This is a genomic window from Pseudomonas sp. WC2, from assembly GCF_050586545.1.
Classification (GTDB): Bacteria; Pseudomonadota; Gammaproteobacteria; order Pseudomonadales; family Pseudomonadaceae; genus Aquipseudomonas.
In genome coordinates this window covers 61358-80491 of the sequence record NZ_JBOBDR010000003.1, presented here as the reverse complement: position 1 = coordinate 80491, position 19134 = coordinate 61358, and the positions used below count along the sequence as shown (strand labels likewise).

12 protein-coding genes are annotated in these 19134 nt (G+C 60.2%); 8 read left to right on the top strand and 4 right to left on the bottom strand.

Translation table 11 applies throughout. From position 1 onward, the window contains the following. The first annotated feature begins 147 nt into the window (after positions 1–147). The 6 genes from ACQ4OE_RS04225 to ACQ4OE_RS04200 all read left to right on the top strand — a co-directional run bounded on the left by ACQ4OE_RS04225 (position 148) and on the right by ACQ4OE_RS04200 (position 12480). Positions 148–1455, top strand: coding sequence for an MdtA/MuxA family multidrug efflux RND transporter periplasmic adaptor subunit (locus ACQ4OE_RS04225; RefSeq protein WP_122595758.1), 1308 nt, complete (start codon positions 148–150; stop codon positions 1453–1455). Then, the gene (locus ACQ4OE_RS04220) at positions 1452–4553 is read left to right on the top strand and encodes an MdtB/MuxB family multidrug efflux RND transporter permease subunit (RefSeq protein WP_430945808.1); all 3102 of its coding nucleotides are present in this window, start codon (positions 1452–1454) and stop codon (positions 4551–4553) included. Before ACQ4OE_RS04225 ends, ACQ4OE_RS04220 begins: the two co-directional genes overlap by 4 nt. 100 nt (positions 4554–4653) lie before the next feature. Continuing rightward, complete coding sequence (locus ACQ4OE_RS04215) at positions 4654–7761, top strand: efflux RND transporter permease subunit (protein ID WP_430945807.1); 3108 nt, start codon at positions 4654–4656, stop codon at positions 7759–7761. After that, the gene (locus tag ACQ4OE_RS04210) at positions 7758–9227 is read left to right on the top strand and encodes an efflux transporter outer membrane subunit (RefSeq protein WP_430945806.1); all 1470 of its coding nucleotides are present in this window, start codon (positions 7758–7760) and stop codon (positions 9225–9227) included. The genes ACQ4OE_RS04215 and ACQ4OE_RS04210 overlap by 4 nt, the downstream gene beginning before the upstream one ends. Positions 9228–9525: 298 nt before the next feature. Beyond that, entirely contained in the window at positions 9526–11607 is a 2082-nt protein-coding gene (locus ACQ4OE_RS04205; RefSeq protein ID WP_430945805.1) for a putative bifunctional diguanylate cyclase/phosphodiesterase, read from the top strand. 126 nt (positions 11608–11733) lie between these two features. Continuing rightward, the gene (locus tag ACQ4OE_RS04200) at positions 11734–12480 is read left to right on the top strand and encodes an SDR family oxidoreductase (RefSeq protein WP_122595764.1); all 747 of its coding nucleotides are present in this window, start codon (positions 11734–11736) and stop codon (positions 12478–12480) included. Between the two features lie 81 nt (positions 12481–12561). Here the strand turns inward: ACQ4OE_RS04200 and mapR are convergent, their stop codons facing one another. The 3 genes from mapR to ACQ4OE_RS04185 form a co-directional block, all read right to left on the bottom strand. Next, a complete protein-coding gene (gene mapR / locus ACQ4OE_RS04195; protein WP_122595766.1) occupies positions 12562–13971 on the bottom strand; it encodes a GntR family transcriptional regulator MpaR in 1410 nt (469 codons plus the stop codon). 66 nt (positions 13972–14037) lie between these two features. Then, complete coding sequence (gene ccoG / locus ACQ4OE_RS04190; protein ID WP_430945804.1) at positions 14038–15468, bottom strand: cytochrome c oxidase accessory protein CcoG; 1431 nt, start codon at positions 15466–15468, stop codon at positions 14038–14040. A 195-nt stretch (positions 15469–15663) separates the two neighbouring features. After that, positions 15664–15912, bottom strand: a complete 249-nt coding sequence (locus tag ACQ4OE_RS04185) for a DUF3203 family protein (RefSeq protein WP_122595768.1) — start codon at positions 15910–15912, stop codon at positions 15664–15666. A gap of 122 nt (positions 15913–16034) precedes the next feature. Between ACQ4OE_RS04185 and ACQ4OE_RS04180 the strand changes: the two genes are divergently transcribed. Next, positions 16035–16547 (top strand): MgtC/SapB family protein, encoded by a 513-nt coding sequence (locus ACQ4OE_RS04180; RefSeq protein ID WP_122595769.1) that lies wholly within the window; start codon positions 16035–16037, stop codon positions 16545–16547. A 134-nt stretch (positions 16548–16681) separates the two neighbouring features. Here ACQ4OE_RS04180 and ACQ4OE_RS04175 read toward each other — a convergent pair whose 3' ends face one another. Continuing rightward, positions 16682–16840, bottom strand: a complete 159-nt coding sequence (locus tag ACQ4OE_RS04175; RefSeq protein ID WP_016985118.1) for a hypothetical protein — start codon at positions 16838–16840, stop codon at positions 16682–16684. A gap of 216 nt (positions 16841–17056) precedes the next feature. Here ACQ4OE_RS04175 and ACQ4OE_RS04170 point away from each other — a divergent pair, with 216 nt between their 5' ends. Beyond that, entirely contained in the window at positions 17057–19051 is a 1995-nt protein-coding gene (locus ACQ4OE_RS04170; RefSeq protein ID WP_430945803.1) for an alpha-1,4-glucan--maltose-1-phosphate maltosyltransferase, read from the top strand. The last annotated feature ends 83 nt before the right edge of the window (positions 19052–19134 follow it).

Here is a 19134-nt window from a genome sequence, read left to right as displayed (position 1 = left end):
CCTGTCCAGGCCGTTTTCATTTGTGTATCAGTGTTTTGCCTCACACCTTGAAACGTAAGTTGAAGGTAAATTGCCGGTAAAGCTGCTTTGCTAATGTCCCACCAGTGCTTATCGTTCAGCCTCCCGTAGAAGAAGCCCACGCGCCCAATGGTTAATCACTCCATGCAATCGTCTCCCCGCAAGTCCCGTCGCTGGCTGATCAGCCTGCTCGTCCTGTTGGTTATCGCTGTCCTGTGCTGGAAATTCTGGCCGGCCGGCTCAGCCCACAAGGAGGGCGGTGAGAAAGCAGCCGCCGGACATACCGGGCGTTCGGGGATGATGCGTCCGGGCTTCGGTGGCGGCACCGGGCCGATTCCGGTGCGCGTGGCGCCGGCGGTCACCGGCGATTTCCCGCTTTATTACAAGGCGCTGGGGACGGTGACGGCGCTCAACACCATCAATGTGCGCAGCCGCGTCGGCGGTGAATTGGTCAAGATCAATTTCGAAGAAGGGCAGATGGTCAAGGCCGGCGATCTGTTGGCGGAAATCGACCCGCGCCCCTACCAGAACGCCTTGCTCCAGGCGGAAGGCACCTTGCTGCAGAATCAGGCGCAGTTGAAAAACGCTCAGGTCGATGTCGAGCGCTATCGCGGGCTGTTCAAAGAGGACAGCATCGCCAAACAGACTCTGGACACCGCCGAAGCGCTGGTCGGCCAGTATCTGGGCACGGTGAAAACCAATCAGGCCGCGGTCAACGACGCCAAGCTCAACCTTGAATTCACCAAGATCCGCGCACCGATCGCCGGGCGTGTCGGCTTGCGTCAGGTCGACGTCGGCAACCTGGTGACCGCCAATGACACCACGTTCCTCGCGGTGATCACCCAGACCCAGCCGATCAGCGTTGCCTTCACCTTGCCGGAAAACAGCCTCGACACGGTACTCGCGCGCTATCGCAGCGGCGCCAAGTTACCCGCCGAGGCGTGGGATCGCGGCGACACCAAGCTGCAAGCCACCGGCGTGCTGCAAAGCCTCGACAACCAGATCGACGTGGCCACCGGCACCCTGAAATTCAAGGCGCGCTACGAAAACCGCGATCAGGCGCTGTTCCCCAATCAGTTCGTCAACGTTCACCTGCTGGCCGACACCCTGAAGGGCGTGGTGCTGGCACCGTCCGCCGCAATTCAATTCGGCACCAACGGCACCTTCGTCTACGCGCTCGACGGCGACAAGAAAGTCACCATTCGTCAGTTGAAGATCGGCGCCAGTGACGGCGAGAACACCGTGGTCACCGAAGGCCTGGCCGCCGGCGACCGCGTGGTGCTGGAAGGCACCGACCGACTCAAGGAAGGCAGCGAAGTGGAAGTGGTCAACGACAGCAATCAAGTGCCGACCACCCCGACCGAACACCTGCAAGGCAAATCCGCCGCTCAGACGCCAGACGCTGCGGTCGCTGACAAGGCCAAGAAGGGCGCATGAACATTTCGCGGCTGTTCATCCTCCGTCCGGTAGCCACCACCCTGAGCATGCTGGCCATTGTTCTGGCCGGCCTGATCGCTTATCGCCTGCTGCCGGTTTCCGCGCTGCCACAAGTCGATTACCCGACCATCCGTGTCATGACCCTCTATCCCGGCGCCAGCCCGGATGTGATGACCAGCGCCGTGACGGCACCGCTTGAACGCCAGTTCGGGCAGATGCCGGGCCTCACGCAAATGGCTTCGACCAGTTCCGGCGGCGCTTCGGTGCTGACCCTGCGTTTCAGCCTCGACATCAACATGGATGTCGCTGAGCAACAGGTGCAGGCCGCGATCAACGCCGCGACCAACCTGTTGCCGACAGATCTGCCGGCCCCGCCGGTGTACAACAAGGTCAACCCGGCGGACACCCCGGTGTTGACCCTGGCGATCACCTCGAAAACCATGCTGCTGCCCAAGCTCAATGATCTGGTCGATACGCGCATGGCGCAGAAAATCGCCCAGATCAGCGGCGTCGGCATGGTCAGCATCGCCGGCGGCCAGCGTCAGGCGGTGCGAATCAAGGTCAACCCGGAAGCCCTGGCGGCCAACAGCCTCAACCTCTCGGACGTGCGCACCCTGATCGGCGCCTCCAACGTCAATCAGCCGAAAGGCAACTTCGACGGCCCGACGCGGGTGTCGATGCTCGACGCCAACGACCAGCTGACGTCGCCCGAGGACTACGCCAACCTGATCCTCGCCTACAAGAACGGCGCGCCGTTGCGGCTCAAGGATGTCGCGGAAATCGTCGATGGCGCCGAGAACGAACGCCTCGCCGCGTGGGCCAACCAGAATCAGGCGGTGTTGCTGAACATTCAGCGTCAGCCCGGCGCCAACGTGATTGAAGTGGTCGACCGCATCAAGGCTTTGTTGCCGAGCATCACCGACAACTTGCCGGCGGGCCTTGATGTCACCGTGCTGACCGATCGTACTCAGACCATTCGCGCTTCGGTGACGGACGTGCAGCATGAACTGCTGATCGCCATCGCCCTGGTGGTGATGGTGACGTTCCTGTTCCTGCGCCGTGCCAGCGCGACGATCATTCCTTCGGTGGCGGTGCCGCTGTCGCTGATCGGCACCTTCGGCGTGATGTATCTGGCCGGATTTTCGGTCAACAACCTGACCCTGATGGCACTGACCATCGCCACCGGTTTCGTGGTCGACGATGCGATCGTGATGCTGGAAAACATCGCGCGGTTCATCGAAGAAGGTGACAGCCCGATGCAAGCTGCGCTCAAAGGGGCGAAGCAGATTGGCTTTACCTTGATCTCCCTGACCTTATCGCTGATCGCGGTACTGATTCCGCTGTTGTTCATGGCGGATGTGGTCGGACGGCTGTTCCGCGAATTTGCCATCACGCTGGCCGTGGCCATCCTGATTTCCCTGGTGGTTTCGCTGACCCTGACGCCGATGATGTGCGCGCGTTTGCTCAAGCGCGAACCGGAAGAACACGAACAGGGCCGTTTCTATCGGGCCAGTGGTGCGGTGATCGACTGGATGATCGCCGCCTACGGGCGCAAGTTGCAGTGGGTACTGAAACATCAACCGCTGACGCTGTTGGTGGCAATTGGCACCCTCGCGCTGACGGTCGTGCTTTATATGGTCGTACCGAAGGGCTTTTTCCCAGTGCAGGACACTGGGGTGATTCAGGGCATTTCCGAAGCGCCGCAGTCCATTTCCTTTGCGGCGATGGGCGAGCGTCAGCAGGCACTGGCGAAAATCATTCTTGAAGATCCGGCGGTGCAAAGCCTGTCGTCTTACATCGGCGTCGACGGCGATAACGCCACGCTGAACAGCGGTCGTCTGCTGATCAACCTCAAGCCCCATGGTCAGCGTGATCTCTCCGCGACCGAAGTGATTGCGCGTTTGCAGCCGCAAGTGGACAAACTGGTCGGTATTCGTCTGTTCATGCAGCCGGTACAGGATCTGACCATCGAAGACCGGGTCAGCCGCACCCAGTATCAATTCAGCATGTCTTCGCCGGATTCCGAGTTGTTGAGCCAGTGGAGCGGCAGGCTGGTCGAGGCATTGGCTCAGCGCTCAGAGTTGACTGACGTCGCCAGCGATTTGCAGGACAAGGGCTTGCAGGTGTATCTGGTGATCGACCGCGATGCGGCTTCACGCCTCGGTGTCTCGGTGTCGAACATCACCGATGCTCTTTACGACGCTTTCGGTCAGCGGCAGATTTCGACCATTTACACCCAGGCCAGCCAGTACCGTGTGGTGCTGCAGGCTCAGGCCGGGGAAAAGATCGGCCCGCAAGCGCTCGATCAGATTCACGTCAAGACCACCGATGGCGCGCAGGTGCGCTTGTCGAGCCTGGCGCACGTTGAACAACGGCAGGCGCAACTGGCGATCACCCACATCGGCCAGTTCCCGGCGGTGATGATGTCCTTCAACCTCGCCCCCGGCGTAGCGTTGGGGCATGCAGTTGAGGTGATCGAGCAGGTACAGAAAGACATCGGCATGCCAATCGGCGTGCAGACTCAGTTCCAGGGCGCCGCCGAAGCTTTCCAGGCGTCGCTGTCGAGCACCTTGCTGCTGATTCTCGCGGCGGTGGTGACCATGTACATCGTCCTTGGCGTGCTGTACGAGAGCTACATTCACCCGATCACCATTCTGTCGACGTTGCCCTCGGCGGCGGTCGGCGCGTTGCTGGCGTTGCTGCTCAGCGGCAATGACCTGGGCATGATCGCGATCATCGGCATCATCCTGCTGATCGGTATCGTCAAGAAGAACGCGATCATGATGATCGACTTCGCCCTCGATGCCGAACGCACGCAAGGCATGGCCCCGGAGCAGGCGATCTATCAGGCGGCGCTGTTGCGTTTCCGACCGATTCTGATGACCACACTGGCCGCGTTGTTCGGCGCGGTGCCGTTGATGCTGGCGACCGGTTCCGGGGCTGAATTGCGTCAACCGTTGGGTCTGGTGATGGTCGGTGGTCTGCTGGTGAGTCAGGTGCTGACGCTGTTCACCACGCCGGTGATCTACCTGTATTTCGACCGCCTCGGTCGGCGCTTTGGCAAAAACAATGCCGACGCCGAAGAGGTGTCGGTATGAAAGCAGCTGCAAGCTTCGAGCTACAAGCTGCAAGAAAAAAGCAGGTCCTGCGCACGTTTCTAGCTTGCAGCTTGCAGCTTGAAACCTGGAGCTGGCCTCTATGAATTTGTCCGGTCCTTTCATCAAACGCCCGGTAGCGACCATGCTGCTGAGCCTGGCGATCATGTTGCTCGGCGGCGTGAGCTTCGGTCTGTTGCCGGTTTCGCCGCTGCCACAAATGGACTTCCCGGTGATCGTGGTGCAGGCCAGTCTGCCCGGCGCCAGTCCGGAAGTCATGGCGTCCACCGTCGCGACGCCACTGGAGCGTTCGTTTGGCGCTATCGCTGGCGTCAACACGATGAGCAGTCGCTCCAGCCAGGGGTCGACACGGGTCATTCTGCAATTTGACCTCGACCGCGACATCAACGGCGCGGCGCGGGAAGTGCAAGCGGCGATCAACGCCTCGCGCAATCTGCTGCCGAGCGGGATGCGCAGCATGCCGACCTACAAGAAGGTCAACCCGTCGCAAGCGCCGATCATGGTGCTGTCGCTGACTTCCGATGTCCTCGAAAAAGGTCAGCTCTACGATCTGGCGTCGACCATCCTCTCGCAGAGCCTGTCGCAGGTGCAGGGCGTCGGCGAAGTGCAGATTGGCGGCAGTTCGCTGCCGGCCGTGCGCATCGAACTCGAACCGCAGGCACTGAACCAATACGGCGTGGCCCTCGATGATGTACGCAAGACCATCGCCGACGCCAACGTGCGCCGGCCCAAGGGGTCGGTCGAGGACGGTCAGCGGCTGTGGCAGATTCAGGCCAACGACCAGTTGGAGAAAGCCAAGGATTACGAATCGCTTATCATCCATTACGCCGACGGCGCCGCTCTGCGCCTGAAGGACGTGGCCAAGGTCAGCGACGGTGTCGAAGACCGATACAACAGCGGCTTTTTCAATGACGACGCAGCGGTACTGTTGGTGATCAACCGTCAGGCCGGCGCCAACATCATCGAGACCGTCAACGAGATCAAGGCGCAATTGCCCGCGCTGCAAGCGGTATTGCCGGCCAGTGTGAAACTCAATCTGGCCATGGACCGGTCGCCGGTGATCAAGGCGACATTGCATGAAGCCGAGATGACCCTGCTGATTGCTGTGGTTCTGGTGATTCTGGTGGTGTTCCTGTTCCTCGGTAACTTCCGCGCCTCGCTGATTCCGACACTGGCCGTACCGGTCTCCCTGGTCGGCACCTTTGCGGTGATGTACCTGTACGGTTTTTCCTTGAACAACCTGTCACTCATGGCCCTGATTCTGGCCACCGGGTTGGTGGTGGACGACGCCATCGTAGTCTTGGAAAACATTTCCCGACACATCGACGAAGGCGTCAAGCCGATGAAGGCGGCGTACCTGGGGACCAAGGAAGTCGGGTTCACCTTGCTGTCGATGAACGTGTCGCTGGTGGCAGTGTTCCTCTCGATCCTGTTCATGGGCGGGATCATCGAAAGCCTGTTTCGTGAATTTTCCATCACTCTGGCCGCGGCCATCATCGTGTCACTCGTGGTGTCCCTGACACTCACGCCGATGCTCTGCGCGCGTTGGCTCAAGCCACACACGCCGGGTCAGGAAAACCGCCTGCAACGCTGGAGCCGCCGCACCAACGACTGGATGGTCGGCAAATACGCGACCAGCCTCGACTGGGTGTTGCGCCATCGGCGTCTGACCTTGCTCAGCCTGCTGATCACCGTCGGCGTCAACGTCGCGCTCTACGTCGTAGTGCCGAAAACCTTCATGCCGCAGCAGGACACCGGCCAGTTGATCGGTTTTGTGCGTGGCGACGACGGTCTGTCATTCAATGTGATGCAGCCAAAAATGGAGATATTCCGCCGCGCTGTGCTCAAGGACGAAGCGGTGGAAAGCGTAGCTGGCTTCATCGGCGGCACCAACGGCACCAATAACGCATTCATGCTGGTGCGCCTCAAACCGATCAAAGACCGCAACCTGTCGGCGCAGAAGGTCATTGAACGGATGCGCAAGGAAATGCCCAAGGTGCCGGGTGCGCAGTTGATGCTCATGGCCGACCAGGATCTGCAATTCGGTGGTGGCCGCGAACAGACCAGTTCGCAATACAGCTACATCCTGCAAAGCGGTGATCTGGCCGAGTTGCGCAAGTGGTATCCGAAAGTCGTTACCGCGCTTCGTGCCTTGCCCGAACTGACCGCCATCGACGCCCGCGAAGGCGCCGGTGCGCAGCAGGTGACGCTGATTGTCGACCGCGATCAGGCCAAGCGTCTGGGCGTCGACATGGACATGGTCACCGCCGTGCTGAACAACGCTTACAGCCAGCGGCAGATTTCGACGATCTACGACAGCCTCAACCAGTATCAGGTGGTGATGGAGGTCAATCCGAAATACGCCCAGGACCCGATCACACTCAAGCAAGTGCAGGTGATCACCGCTGACGGCGCACGGGTTCCACTGTCGACCTTCGCCCATTACGAAAACAGCCTGGAAGACGACCGCGTCAGCCACGAAGGCCAGTTCGCTTCGGAAGACATTTCCTTCGACATGGCCGAAGGCGTCACGGTGGAGCAGGGCAGTGCGGCCATTGAACGGGCGATTGCCAAAGTCGGTTTGCCGGAAGGTGTCATCGCCAAAATGGCCGGTACCGCTGATGCCTTTGCCGCCACCCAGAAGAGTCAGCCGTTCATGATCCTCGGCGCACTGCTGGCGGTGTATCTGGTGCTGGGCGTGCTGTATGAAAGCTATATTCACCCGCTGACGATTCTGTCGACGCTGCCGTCGGCCGGGGTCGGCGCGCTGCTGTCGATCTACGCGCTGGGGGGCGAGTTCAGTCTGATCTCGTTGCTCGGCCTGTTCCTGCTGATTGGTGTGGTGAAGAAAAACGCCATTCTGATGATCGACCTCGCGCTGCAACTCGAGCGTCATCAAGGCCTGACTCCGCTGGAATCGATCCGCAGTGCCTGCCTGCAACGTCTGCGCCCGATTCTGATGACCACGCTGGCGGCGATCCTCGGTGCCTTGCCGTTGCTGCTCAGCCGTGCCGAGGGCGCGGAAATGCGCCAGCCGTTGGGTCTGACCATTATCGGCGGGCTGATTTTCAGCCAGGTGCTGACGCTTTACACCACGCCTGTGGTTTACCTCTATCTCGACAAGCTGCGCCACCGCTTCAACAAATGGCGTGGCGTGCGTACTGACGCTGCTCTGGAAACTCCGCTATGACTGACCGTTCGCTTTTCAATCTGGCCACTGTGCGCGGCTCGCGTTTGTTGAGCCTGTCACTGTGCGTGGCGATGCTCAGTGCCTGCGCTGTCGGCCCGGACTACCAACGCCCGCAAACCGCCGAAATCGCTCAATACAAGGAAGCCGAAGGCTGGCGCCAGGCTAATCCCAGCGACTCGCTGGCCCGGGGCGCCTGGTGGGAGCTGTATGGCGATCAACAGCTCAACGGCCTGATCGAGAAACTCAACAGCGCCAACCAGACCGTCGCGCAATCGGAAGCGCAGTTCCGCCAGGCTCAGGCTTTGGTGCGCAGTGCGCGCGGGGCGTTCTATCCGAGTGTCGACCTGAGCGTGGGCAAGACCCGTTCCAGTCAGGGCACCGGCAGCAGCAGTTCGAGCCTGAGCAGTTCGTCCAGCGGGATTCGTGACACCTACAACGCCGAGCTCGGCGTGAGTTGGGAAGCGGATGTCTGGGGCAAATTGCGCCGTGGCCTGGAGGCCGATGAGGCCAGCGCCCAGGCGAGTTTTGCCGACCTGGCGGCGATGCGTCTGAGTCAGCAGTCGGAACTGGTGCAGAACTACCTGCAATTACGGGTGATCGACCAGCAGAAGCGTTTGCTCGAAGCCACCGTCGTGGCCTACGAACGTTCGCTGAAAATGACCCAGAACCAATACAACGCCGGCGTTTCCGGGCGTGACGCGGTGGCTCAGGCGCAGACACAACTGAAAAGCACCCAGGCCGATCTGGTCGATCTGATCTGGCAGCGCGCGCAGTTCGAGAACGCCATTGCCGTGCTCACCGGGCAGGCGCCGGCGCATTTCAATATTGCCGAGTCGCAGACCATTCCGAATTTGCCGCAGATTCCGCTGAATCTGCCGTCGCAGTTGCTTGAGCGTCGCCCCGATATCGCCTCGGCGGAGCGTTCGGTGATCGCCGCCAACGCCAATATCGGTGTGGCCAAAGCGGCGTATTACCCGGATCTGACCTTGAGTCTGAGCGGCGGTTACAGCAGCAGTACCTCGCAAAACCTGATCAGCTTGCCGAATCGTTTCTGGTCGGTCGGGCCACAACTGTCGTTGCCGCTGTTCGACGGTGGCATCCGCTCGGCGGAGGTCGATCGCACCGAGGCAGTGTATGACCAGACCGTGGCCAAATACCGTCAGACCGTGCTCGACGGATTCCGCGAAGTGGAAAACTATCTGGTCCAGCTCAAGGTGTACGAGGATGAGGCGGCGGTGCGTCAGGAAGCGCTCGATGCCGCCCGTGATTCCCTGCGTCTGACGGAAAACCAGTACAAGGCCGGGTTGATTGCCTACATCGACGTAGTGGTGGTGCAAGCCACGGCGCTGAGCAACGAACGGACGGTGCTGAACATTCTGCAGAGTCGGCTGATTGCCAGCGTGCAACTGATTGCGGCACTGGGCGGTGGCTGGGACGGGCAACTGGATGTAACTGACACCCGATAAGTTGTTCTCCTGATCATTCCCACGCTCCGCGTGGGAATGCGGCCCGGGACGCTCCGCGTCCCATTCACGGCCGAACGCGGAGCGTCCGTCGAGGCATTCCCACGCACAGCGTGGGAACGATCATGGGGAGCTGAAAATCCCGAAATAGAGCCTTGTAGGACGATCAAACAAACGTTTCATCGGCTTGATGGCAATTTGGTCACTTTGTCAGTGCGTTCTTCTGCGCAATCAGTACAATCGCCGCATTTGCCCGACCGAGAACGGACGCAGTACGGTTTGGGTGGTCACGAGAATCCCCATGCTCATCGGTAGTTATTCTTCCACTCTGGTCTTCATTTCGTTGTGTGTGGCGATCCTCGCGTCATACACCGCGCTCGATCTGACCGGGCGCATCGCGACGGCCAAAGGGCGTGCCGTGCATTTCTGGACGGCGGGCGGCGCATTGGCCATGGGCGTGGGTGTGTGGTCGATGCACTTCATCGGCATGCTTGCCTTCAGGCTGCCGATCGATCTGGGCTACGACATCAGCATTACTGTGCTGTCGCTGTTGATTGCCGTGCTGTCTTGCGGTTTTGCCTTGTGGCTGGTCAGCCAACCGAAGTTGCCGGTGTTACAGCATGCATTCGGGGCCTTGATCATGGGCGCCGGCATCAGCGCGATGCACTACACCGGTATGGCCGCGATGCGCATGACGCCGGGCATCGACTACGATCCAACGCTGTTTGGCGCATCATTGCTGATCGCGGTGGGCGCATCGGCGGCGGCATTGTGGATCGCGTTTCGTCTGCGTCAGCACTCGCCATATGTGCGCCTGATTCGTGCCGGTGCAGCGGTGATCATGGGCATCGCCATCGTCGGCATGCACTACACCGGCATGGCGGCCGCGCAGTTTCCTGACGGCAGTTTCTGTGGCGCGACGGTCAATGGTTTGAAAGGCAATGGCCTCGACAGCCTGGTCGTCGTCACCACGCTGGCGGTATTGTCGATTGCCTTGCTTACGTCGATTCTCGATGCCCGTCTCGAAGCCCGTACGGCCGATCTGGCGCACTCGTTGACTGTAGCCAACCGCGAACTCACGCAACTGGCGCTGCATGACCCGTTAACCGGCTTGCCGAACCGCATGTTGCTCGATGATCGAATCAATCAGGCCATGAAAAAGGTCCATGAGCAGGGCGGCTGTTTTGCCTTGATGTTCATCGATCTGGATGGTTTCAAACCGGTCAACGACGCGTTCGGCCATCACATGGGTGATCAGTTGTTGCGCGAAGTCGGCGTGCGTCTGCGTGAAGACCTGCGCAGCGTGGACACCTTGGCGCGGATTGGCGGCGACGAGTTTGTGCTGTTGGTGCGCCTGACCGAACCCAATGATGCGTTGAGCATGGCGGCACGTCAGGTCGGGTTGATCGCCCGGTCGTTCCGTGTCGCCGAACATGATTTGCAGATCTCCGCCAGCCTTGGCATCGCCTTGTACCCTGGCAATGGCCAGAGCGCACAGGAACTGCTGATGAACGCCGACGCGGCGATGTATCACGCCAAGGGCCTCGGCAAAAACGGCTACAGCTTCTTTGACGCCTCGATGAACAGCAACGCCCGCAAGCAATTGCAACTGCTGCAGGATTTGCGCGCGGCGCTGGAACACAGCCAGTTCAGCCTGCATTACCAACCCAAGTTCGATGCCGCCACCGGTCACCCGGTCGGTGCCGAAGCGCTGCTGCGCTGGCAGCACCCGCTGCACGGCATGCTGATGCCGGACAAATTCATCGATCTGGCGGAGAAGACCGGCCTGATCATTCCGATTGGCGAATGGGTGCTCAACGAGGCCTGCCGGCAGATGCGCGAATGGTACGTGCTGGGTTACACCGACTGGCGCATTGCCGTGAATCTCTCAGCGTTGCAGTTCTGCCACACAGGTCTGGTGCAGAGCGTGGCCAAGGCGTTGGCCACTCATCACTTGCCGGCCAACAGCCTGACCCTGGAGATCACCGAAACCACGGCGATGAGCGATGCTGATGCGAGCATGACCGTATTGCAGGAGTTGTCGGACATGGGCGTCGACCTGTCGATCGATGACTTTGGCACCGGCTATTCGAGCCTGATGTACCTCAAGCGCCTGCCGGCCAACGAGCTGAAGATTGATCGTGGGTTTGTCCGTGATCTTGAACGCGACAGTGATGATGCGGCGATTGTGTCGGCGATCGTTGCGCTGGGGCAGGCGCTCGGTTTACGAATTGTTGCTGAAGGTGTCGAGACTGATGTTCAGCAGGACTTTCTGACGCAGTTGGGGTGTGATTCGCTGCAGGGTTATCTGCTCGGGCATCCGATGCCGGCGGATCGCTTCATGCAGGACATCGTGCGGGGTGAGGCGCTGGCGAAGGTCTGATCGACCGCGTCGGCTGCAATCGCCAACAGGGCTGGCTCCCACATTGGTAACGCCGCCATGCAAAACCCGCCAATGGCGGTTATTCTTCCCCCGACTGTTACGTGTGCATTGGGGGGAAAGGCCAGCATGGATAAAGTCATTGTGATCACCGGTGGCGGGCGCGGGATTGGCGCCGCTACGGCATTGTTGGCTGCTGAGCAGGGCTATCGGATCTGCATCAACTATCAGTCGGATGAACAAGCCGCGCAAAGCGTGCTGGAACAAGTCCGTGCCTTGGGCGCCCACGCCATCGCGGTTCGCGCCGATGTCAGCATCGAAGATGAGGTCATCGCCCTGTTTCACCGGGTCGACACCGAACTGGGTCGGGTCACCGCGCTGGTCAACAACGCGGGCACCGTCGGACAAAAATCCCGGGTCGATGAAATGTCCGAATTCCGCATCCTCAAAATCATGAAAACCAACGTGCTGGCGCCGATCCTCTGCGCTAAGCACGCGATCCTGCGCATGTCGCCCAAACATGGCGGGCAGGGCGGCAGCATCGTTAACGTGTCGTCTGTGGCATCACGCCTCGGCTCGCCCAACGAGTACGTCGATTACGCCGCCTCAAAAGGCGCGCTCGACACCTTCACCATCGGCTTGTCCAAGGAAGTGGCGGGCGAGGGGATTCGCGTCAATGCCGTGCGCCCGGGCTATATCTACACTGATTTCCACGCACTGAGCGGTGATCCGGATCGGGTCAGCAAACTGGAATCGGCGATTCCCATGGCCCGCGGCGGGCGCCCGGATGAAGTGGCGGAGGCGATTGTCTGGTTGCTGTCGGACAAGGCTTCGTATGCGACGGGGACTTTTGTTGATTTGGGGGGCGGGCGCTAGATCAACCGTGTCTGGTCCGACGCCATCGCTAGCAGGGCTAGCCCTGCTAGCGATGAGGCCAGTGCAGGCAGCATCAATCTGTCAGAACGACCGCACAATCCGCCCCAACGTTTCCATCGCCTTTTCCGAATCCTCGGTCCACGGGCTGCCGTAATTCAGGCGGATACAATTCCTGAAGCGCTGCGTCGGCGAGAAGATCGGCCCCGGGGCGATGCTGATGCCTTGCGCCAGTGCCATCTGAAACAACTTCAACGAATCCATCTGCGCTGGTAATTCCAGCCACAGAAAATAGCCGCCCGCCGGTTGGCTGACCCGCGTCTGCGCAGGGAAATAGCGGGCGATGGCCGCGAGCATGGCGCTCTGTTGTTCTTCCAGGGCGTAGCGCAGTTTGCGCAGATGCCGGTCGTAGCCGCCGTGTTGCAGGTAATCGGCAATCGCGGCTTGCGCCGGCATTGAGGCACACAGCGAGGTCATCAGTTTCAGCCGTTCGATTTTTTGCGCGTAGCGTCCGGCAGCCACCCAACCGATGCGGTAGCCGGGCGCGAGGCTTTTGGCGAACGAGCCGCAGTGCATGACCAAACCTTCGGTGTCGAAGGCCTTGGCCGGTTTCGGCGCCTGTTGGCCGTAATAGAGTTCGGCGTAGACGTCATCTTCGATCAGCGGCACTTGATGATGGCGCAGCAGTTCCACCAGTTCCTGTTTCTTCGCCTCGGGCATGGTCGCGCCCATCGGGTTCTGGAAACTGGTCATGCACCAACAGGCTTTGATCGGGTGCCGCTCAAGGGTTTGCGCGAGCACACCGAGATCAATGCCGTCGCGCGGGTGTACGGGGATTTCCACGGCTTTGAGTTTCAGCCGTTCCAGCACTTGCAGGCTGGCGTAGAACGCCGGGGCTTCGATGGCCACCAGATCGCCGGGTTCAGTTACCGCTTGCAGGCACAGGTTCAGCGCTTCGAGGGCGCCGTTGGTGATCAGCAGTTCTTCCATCGGCAACATCAGGCCGCCGACCATGTAGCGCAGGGCGATCTGCCGACGCAGTTGCGGGTTGCCCGGCGACATGTCGGTGACGACCATGCGCGGATCCATCTCCCGCGCGGCGCTGGCCAGTGAACGCGACAGGCGTTGCAGCGGGAACAGGGTCGGACTGGGGAACGCCGAGCCGAACGGCACGGTGTTCGGGTCTTTGATCGAATCCAGCACCGAGAACACCAATTCGCTGACGTCGACTTCGGTGGAGTCGTTGACGTGGCTGCTGATCACCGGCTCGGAAAACGGGCTCGGCGCGTGGGTGTTGACGAAGTAACCGGAACGCGGCCGTGCGCGGATCAGTCCGCGGCGTTCGAGCAGGTAATAGGCCTGAAACACCGTGGACGGGCTGACGCCGTAGGTCTGGCTGGCGTAGCGCACCGAAGGCACGCGCTGGCCGGGGCCCAGCACGCCGGAGCGGATCAGTTCAGCGATGTCTTCGGCGAATTTTTCGTAGCGTTTCATCTTGGGTCCGAGTTGGTTTCGTTCTGGGAGACCTGATCGCGAATGGCCGCGCCGCAGTCTAAGGGATCAGCGATTCATCGGCGCCACAAACCTGCTCTTCGCCACGCTGTAAACCTCAGGCTCATCGCTGTCGGCAATCTTGAAACTCAAAGTCTGCGAGCTGCTGGCGGGGCGTTCGGTGGTCATCGCCACCGACACCGGCACGTCAACGATCTCGCCCGGCGCCAGACTCAGTTCAGTCTTGCCTTGTAGCTGGAAGCCGTCGCCGTCCACCAAGCTCAAGTTGTAAGTTTGGCGTTCCTGAGTCTTGTTGATGACTTTGAGGCTATAGATGTTCTCGATCTGGCCCTGAGCGTTTTCGCGGAACAACCCGCGATCCTTTGTGACGTCCAGCGAAACCATCGGCCGCTCGACCAGCGCCAGGGCCAAGGCGCCGATCATCGCCACCAGCACGATCGAGTAGCCGATCAGCCGAGGCCGCAGCAGATGGGTCTTGCCACCCTGCAACTCGCGTTCGGAGCTGTAACGGATCAAACCGCGCGCGTAGTTCATTTTGTCCATGATCGAATCGCAGGCGTCGATGCACGCGGCGCAACCGATGCATTCCATCTGCAAACCGTCGCGGATGTCGATGCCGGTCGGGCAGACCTGCACGCACAACTGGCAGTCGATGCAATCGCCTAATCCGGCCTCAAGCGGTTTGACGTCACGTTTGCGCGGGCCACGGTTTTCGCCACGGGCCGTGTCGTAGGAAATCGTCAGGGTGTCCTTGTCGAACATCACGCTCTGAAAGCGCGCATACGGGCACATGTGCATGCACACCGCTTCGCGCAGCCAACCGGCGTTGATGTAAGTGGCGGCGGTGAAAAACAACACCCAGAACAGGCTGACGCCGCCGATTTGCAGGGTCAGCAATTCTTCAGCGAGCGGCCGGATCGGCGTGAAATAACCGACAAAGGTCAGACCGGTCATCACGCTGATGGCCAACCACAGCGTGTGCTTAGCGGCGCGCCGGGCGAGTTTGTTCACACTCCACGGTGCGGCTTGCAGCTTGATCCGCTGGTTGCGTTCGCCTTCGGTGATTTTCTCGCACCACATGAAAATCCACGTCCACGAACTCTGCGGACAGGTGTATCCGCACCAGACCCGGCCGGCGAACACAGTAATGGCGAACAGACCAAACGCGGCAATGATCAACAGCGCCGAGAGCAGGATGAAATCCTGCGGCCAGAAAGTCGCGCCGAAGATGTGGAATTTGCTTTCGGAAAGATCCCAGAGCACCGCCTGACGACCGCCCCAGTTCAACCAAACGGTGCCGAAGAACAACAGAAACAGAAACCCCGCACCGCTCATGCGCAGGGTGCGGAACAGGCCGGTGAAACTGCGGGTGTGAATCTGGTTGTCGCTGGATTTGGCCGTCGCCTTCATTGGGCGTGCGGGAATGCTTTTTATAGTGGGCGATGCTTCTACGGTTCGGACGGGGATTTGTTCGCTCATGGTCAGTCGCTCATCAGCCTCCATCAGGCCAGAGCACTATGAGCGTCGATCTGTTTGCAGAACAGACTCAGGTATTTCAATAAAAAGCGGATCAGATGGAATTTTGCGCGGCACCTGCGACAACTTGAAGCAACCCGCAGGCAAAGGCGCAAACGCCTATCGCAGGCGTTTGCGCGGGGTGTTGATCAGGGTCAGTCAAATCACCGAATCACTCTCGTCGGCCTTCAGGTGCTTGCGACCGTCCCTGGCGCCTGCGACGGTCAAGGCATCGGCTTCAGCTTCGGTGATGTAGACGCGCCGGCCTTCTATTTCAACGAAAGACATGGATTTTTCGCTGTCCGTTTTGACTTCCAGGGTGTCGCAAATGCGAATTTCCTCGCCATGTTCGACGGTGAAAAAACACACTTTTTGCTCGGGATTGGATTCATCGACTCGAACGGGCATGGGTCAGTCCTTTTTTCGGGGGTGTCTGAAAGCTTAGGGCGCAGGCTTCGCCGATCGTTCTGCGCAACTGATTAATGGTCGCCGCTGTCCATCCTCTATCGACCAATAACAAGGACTGCACGATGAACGCGTGGTGGCATGAAGTGTGGGAAACCCTGCAAGCGGAATTCGCCGACGTTGGCGACGCCTCGCAACTGACGCGCATCACCGTGCGCCTGCTGATGGCGGCGATTCTTGGCGGCATTCTCGGGTTTGAACGCGAACACAAGGGCAAGGCTGCCGGGGTGCGCACGCACATGTTGGTGGCGCTTGGCGCGGCGTTGTTTGTGCTGGTGCCACAAACGTCAGGGGCGGAATCGGATGCGATGAGTCGGGTGCTGCAGGGGGTGATCGCCGGGATTGGCTTTCTTGGCGCCGGGACCATTCTGAAGAACCCCGAGGGGGACGAGGGCCACGTCAAAGGTCTGACCACGGCCGCGGGGTTGTGGATGACCGCCGCCATCGGCGTCGCGGCAGGTATGGGCAAAGAGGCAACGGCGCTGCTCAGTACTTTTCTGGCGCTGGCGATTTTTAGCGTGATGCCACGGATCGTGAAGTTTTTCGAGAAGGAAGAGCAGAAGACGGATGACCACTGATCGGTGCTGCGCCGGCTGATCGTTCCCACGCTCTGCGTGGGAATGCCTCAATGGACGCTCTGCGTCCGCTTTGGGACGCGGAGCGTCCCGGGCTGCATTCCCACGCCGAGCGTGGGAACGATCAGTTGGCGAAGTTAAACGATAACCGGCGGCATCGTGCTCGGTGGTTCTTCCTTGGGCGGTGGCGTGGTTCCCGGTGGCTCCTGCTCCGGAATCGGCTGCGGCTCAGTCTCGGGCAGGGTGGGTTTGTCGATGTTCGGATCAGGCGTTTCAGCCGGGATCGGGATATTCATCTGTAGACCTCCGTGTGGCACATGGCGTGAGAAGTGCTTAAGTGGATTGACCACCCTGCACGGAATTCGATCCGCTTTTCTGACACGCTAATTTCATCTGAACTTTTCCCGGCGGCGGCCGCTCGGAACCTAGGTGAGTTCATTCCGGGCAGGTGCTTCATTGTGAACACCGAACTGGCACAAGAGCGTCCTTGGGGCGTTAAGGAGAGATGCTCAATGACTGCTGAAAAACCCTCAGAACTAAGCTACAACCCGCACATTCCGCTGTCGCAGGCGCTGTTGCTGCCGCGCATTGCCATTGAAAACACCATGCCGACCCTCGACGACGGTCAATTTGCCGTGAAGTCGATCGCCGGGCGTGAGGTGGTGGTCACCAGCAAAGTGTTCGCCGATGGCCACGACAAGCTGGCCGTGCGCATCCGCTGGCGTGAGGAAGGCGAAGAGACCTGGCAGAGCGAGGTCATGGCCGATCAGGGCAACAATGGCTGGCAAGGTCAGTTCCGCCCGGAGCATCAGGGCCGCTACCTCTATTGCATCGAAGCGTGGATCGACCATTTCGCCAGTTTCCAGTACGAACTGGAGAAGAAGCACAACGCCGCCGTGCCCGTCTCGCTGGAGCTGCAGGAAGGCCGGACGATGGTGCAACAGGCTGCCGAGCGCAGCGAAGGTCAGCTCAGCGAACAACTCGCGGCGTTGCATCATGAACTCTCCGGTCTGCTCGAAACCGAGCAGGTTGCGCTGTTTCTGCACTCGCGCAGTGCGCAGTTGATGGCTGGGGCCGATCACCGCGGGTACCTGAGCGTCAGCCCCGAATACCCGATGGACGTGGAACGCGAACTGGCCGAGTTCGCCAGTTGGTATGAACTGTTTCCGCGCTCGATCACCGACGATCCCAAGCGTCACGGCACCTTCAATGACGTGCACTCACGTCTGCCGATGATTCAGGACATGGGCTTCGACGTGTTGTATTTCACGCCGATACATCCCATCGGTCGCGCCCACCGTAAGGGCCGCAACAATTCCCTGACTGCTGGCCCCGAAGATCCGGGCAGCCCTTACGCGATTGGCAGCGAGGAGGGCGGTCACGAGGCGATTCACTCGCAACTCGGTTCCCGCGAAGATTTCCGTCGACTGGTCGCCGCTGCCGCCGATCATGGCCTGGAAATCGCCCTCGATTTCGCCATTCAGTGTTCCCAGGATCACCCGTGGCTCAAGCAGCATCCGGGCTGGTTCAACTGGCGTCCGGACGGCACGATCAAATACGCGGAAAACCCACCGAAGAAATACCAGGACATCGTCAACGTCGATTTCTATGCGCCGGACGCGATTCCGAGTTTGTGGGTTGAGCTGCGCAATATTGTCATTGGCTGGGTCGAGGAGGGCGTGAAGATCTTTCGCGTCGACAACCCGCACACCAAGCCGCTGCCGTTCTGGCAATGGCTGATTGCCGATGTGCGCGCGCTGCATCCGGAGGTAATCTTCCTCGCCGAAGCCTTCACCACGCCAGCGATGATGGCGCGCCTGGGCAAGGTCGGTTACACCCAGAGCTACACCTATTTCACTTGGCGCAATACTAAAAACGAACTGGCCACGTACCTCACCGAACTGAATGAATCGCCTTGGCGCGAATGCTACCGGCCTAACTTCTTCGTCAACACGCCGGACATCAACCCGGCATTTCTCCACGAATCGGGGCGCCCGGGCTTTTTGATCCGCGCAGCGCTGGCGACCATGGGGTCGGGCCTGTGGGGCATGTATTCGGGATACGAATTGTGCGAAGCGGCGCCGGTGCCAGGCAAAGAGGAATACCTCGATTCCGAGAAGTACGAGATCCGCGTCCGCGACTTCACCGCGCCCGGCAACATCATTGCCGAGATCGCCCAGCTCAACCGCATCCGCCGCCAGAATCCGGCGCTGCACACGCATTTGGGCTTGAAGGTCTACAACGCCTGGAACGACAACATTCTTTACTTCGGCAAGCGCAGCGCCGACGGCAGCAATTTCATTCTGGTCGCGGTCAGCCTCGATCCGCACAACGTGCAGGAAGCGAATTTCGAACTGCCGTTGTGGGAAATGGGCTTGCCCGACGATGCGACCACCCACGGTGAGGATTTGATGAACGGCCATCGCTGGGACTGGCATGGCAAATACCAGTTCATGCGCATAGACCCGGCGTATCAGCCGTTCGGGATTTGGCGGATTACTGCCTGAACACAGATTCCCTGTGGGAGCGAGCCTGCTCGCGAAAGCGTTTTTGCCGGCGACATTTTTGCTGAATGTTAATCCGCATTCGC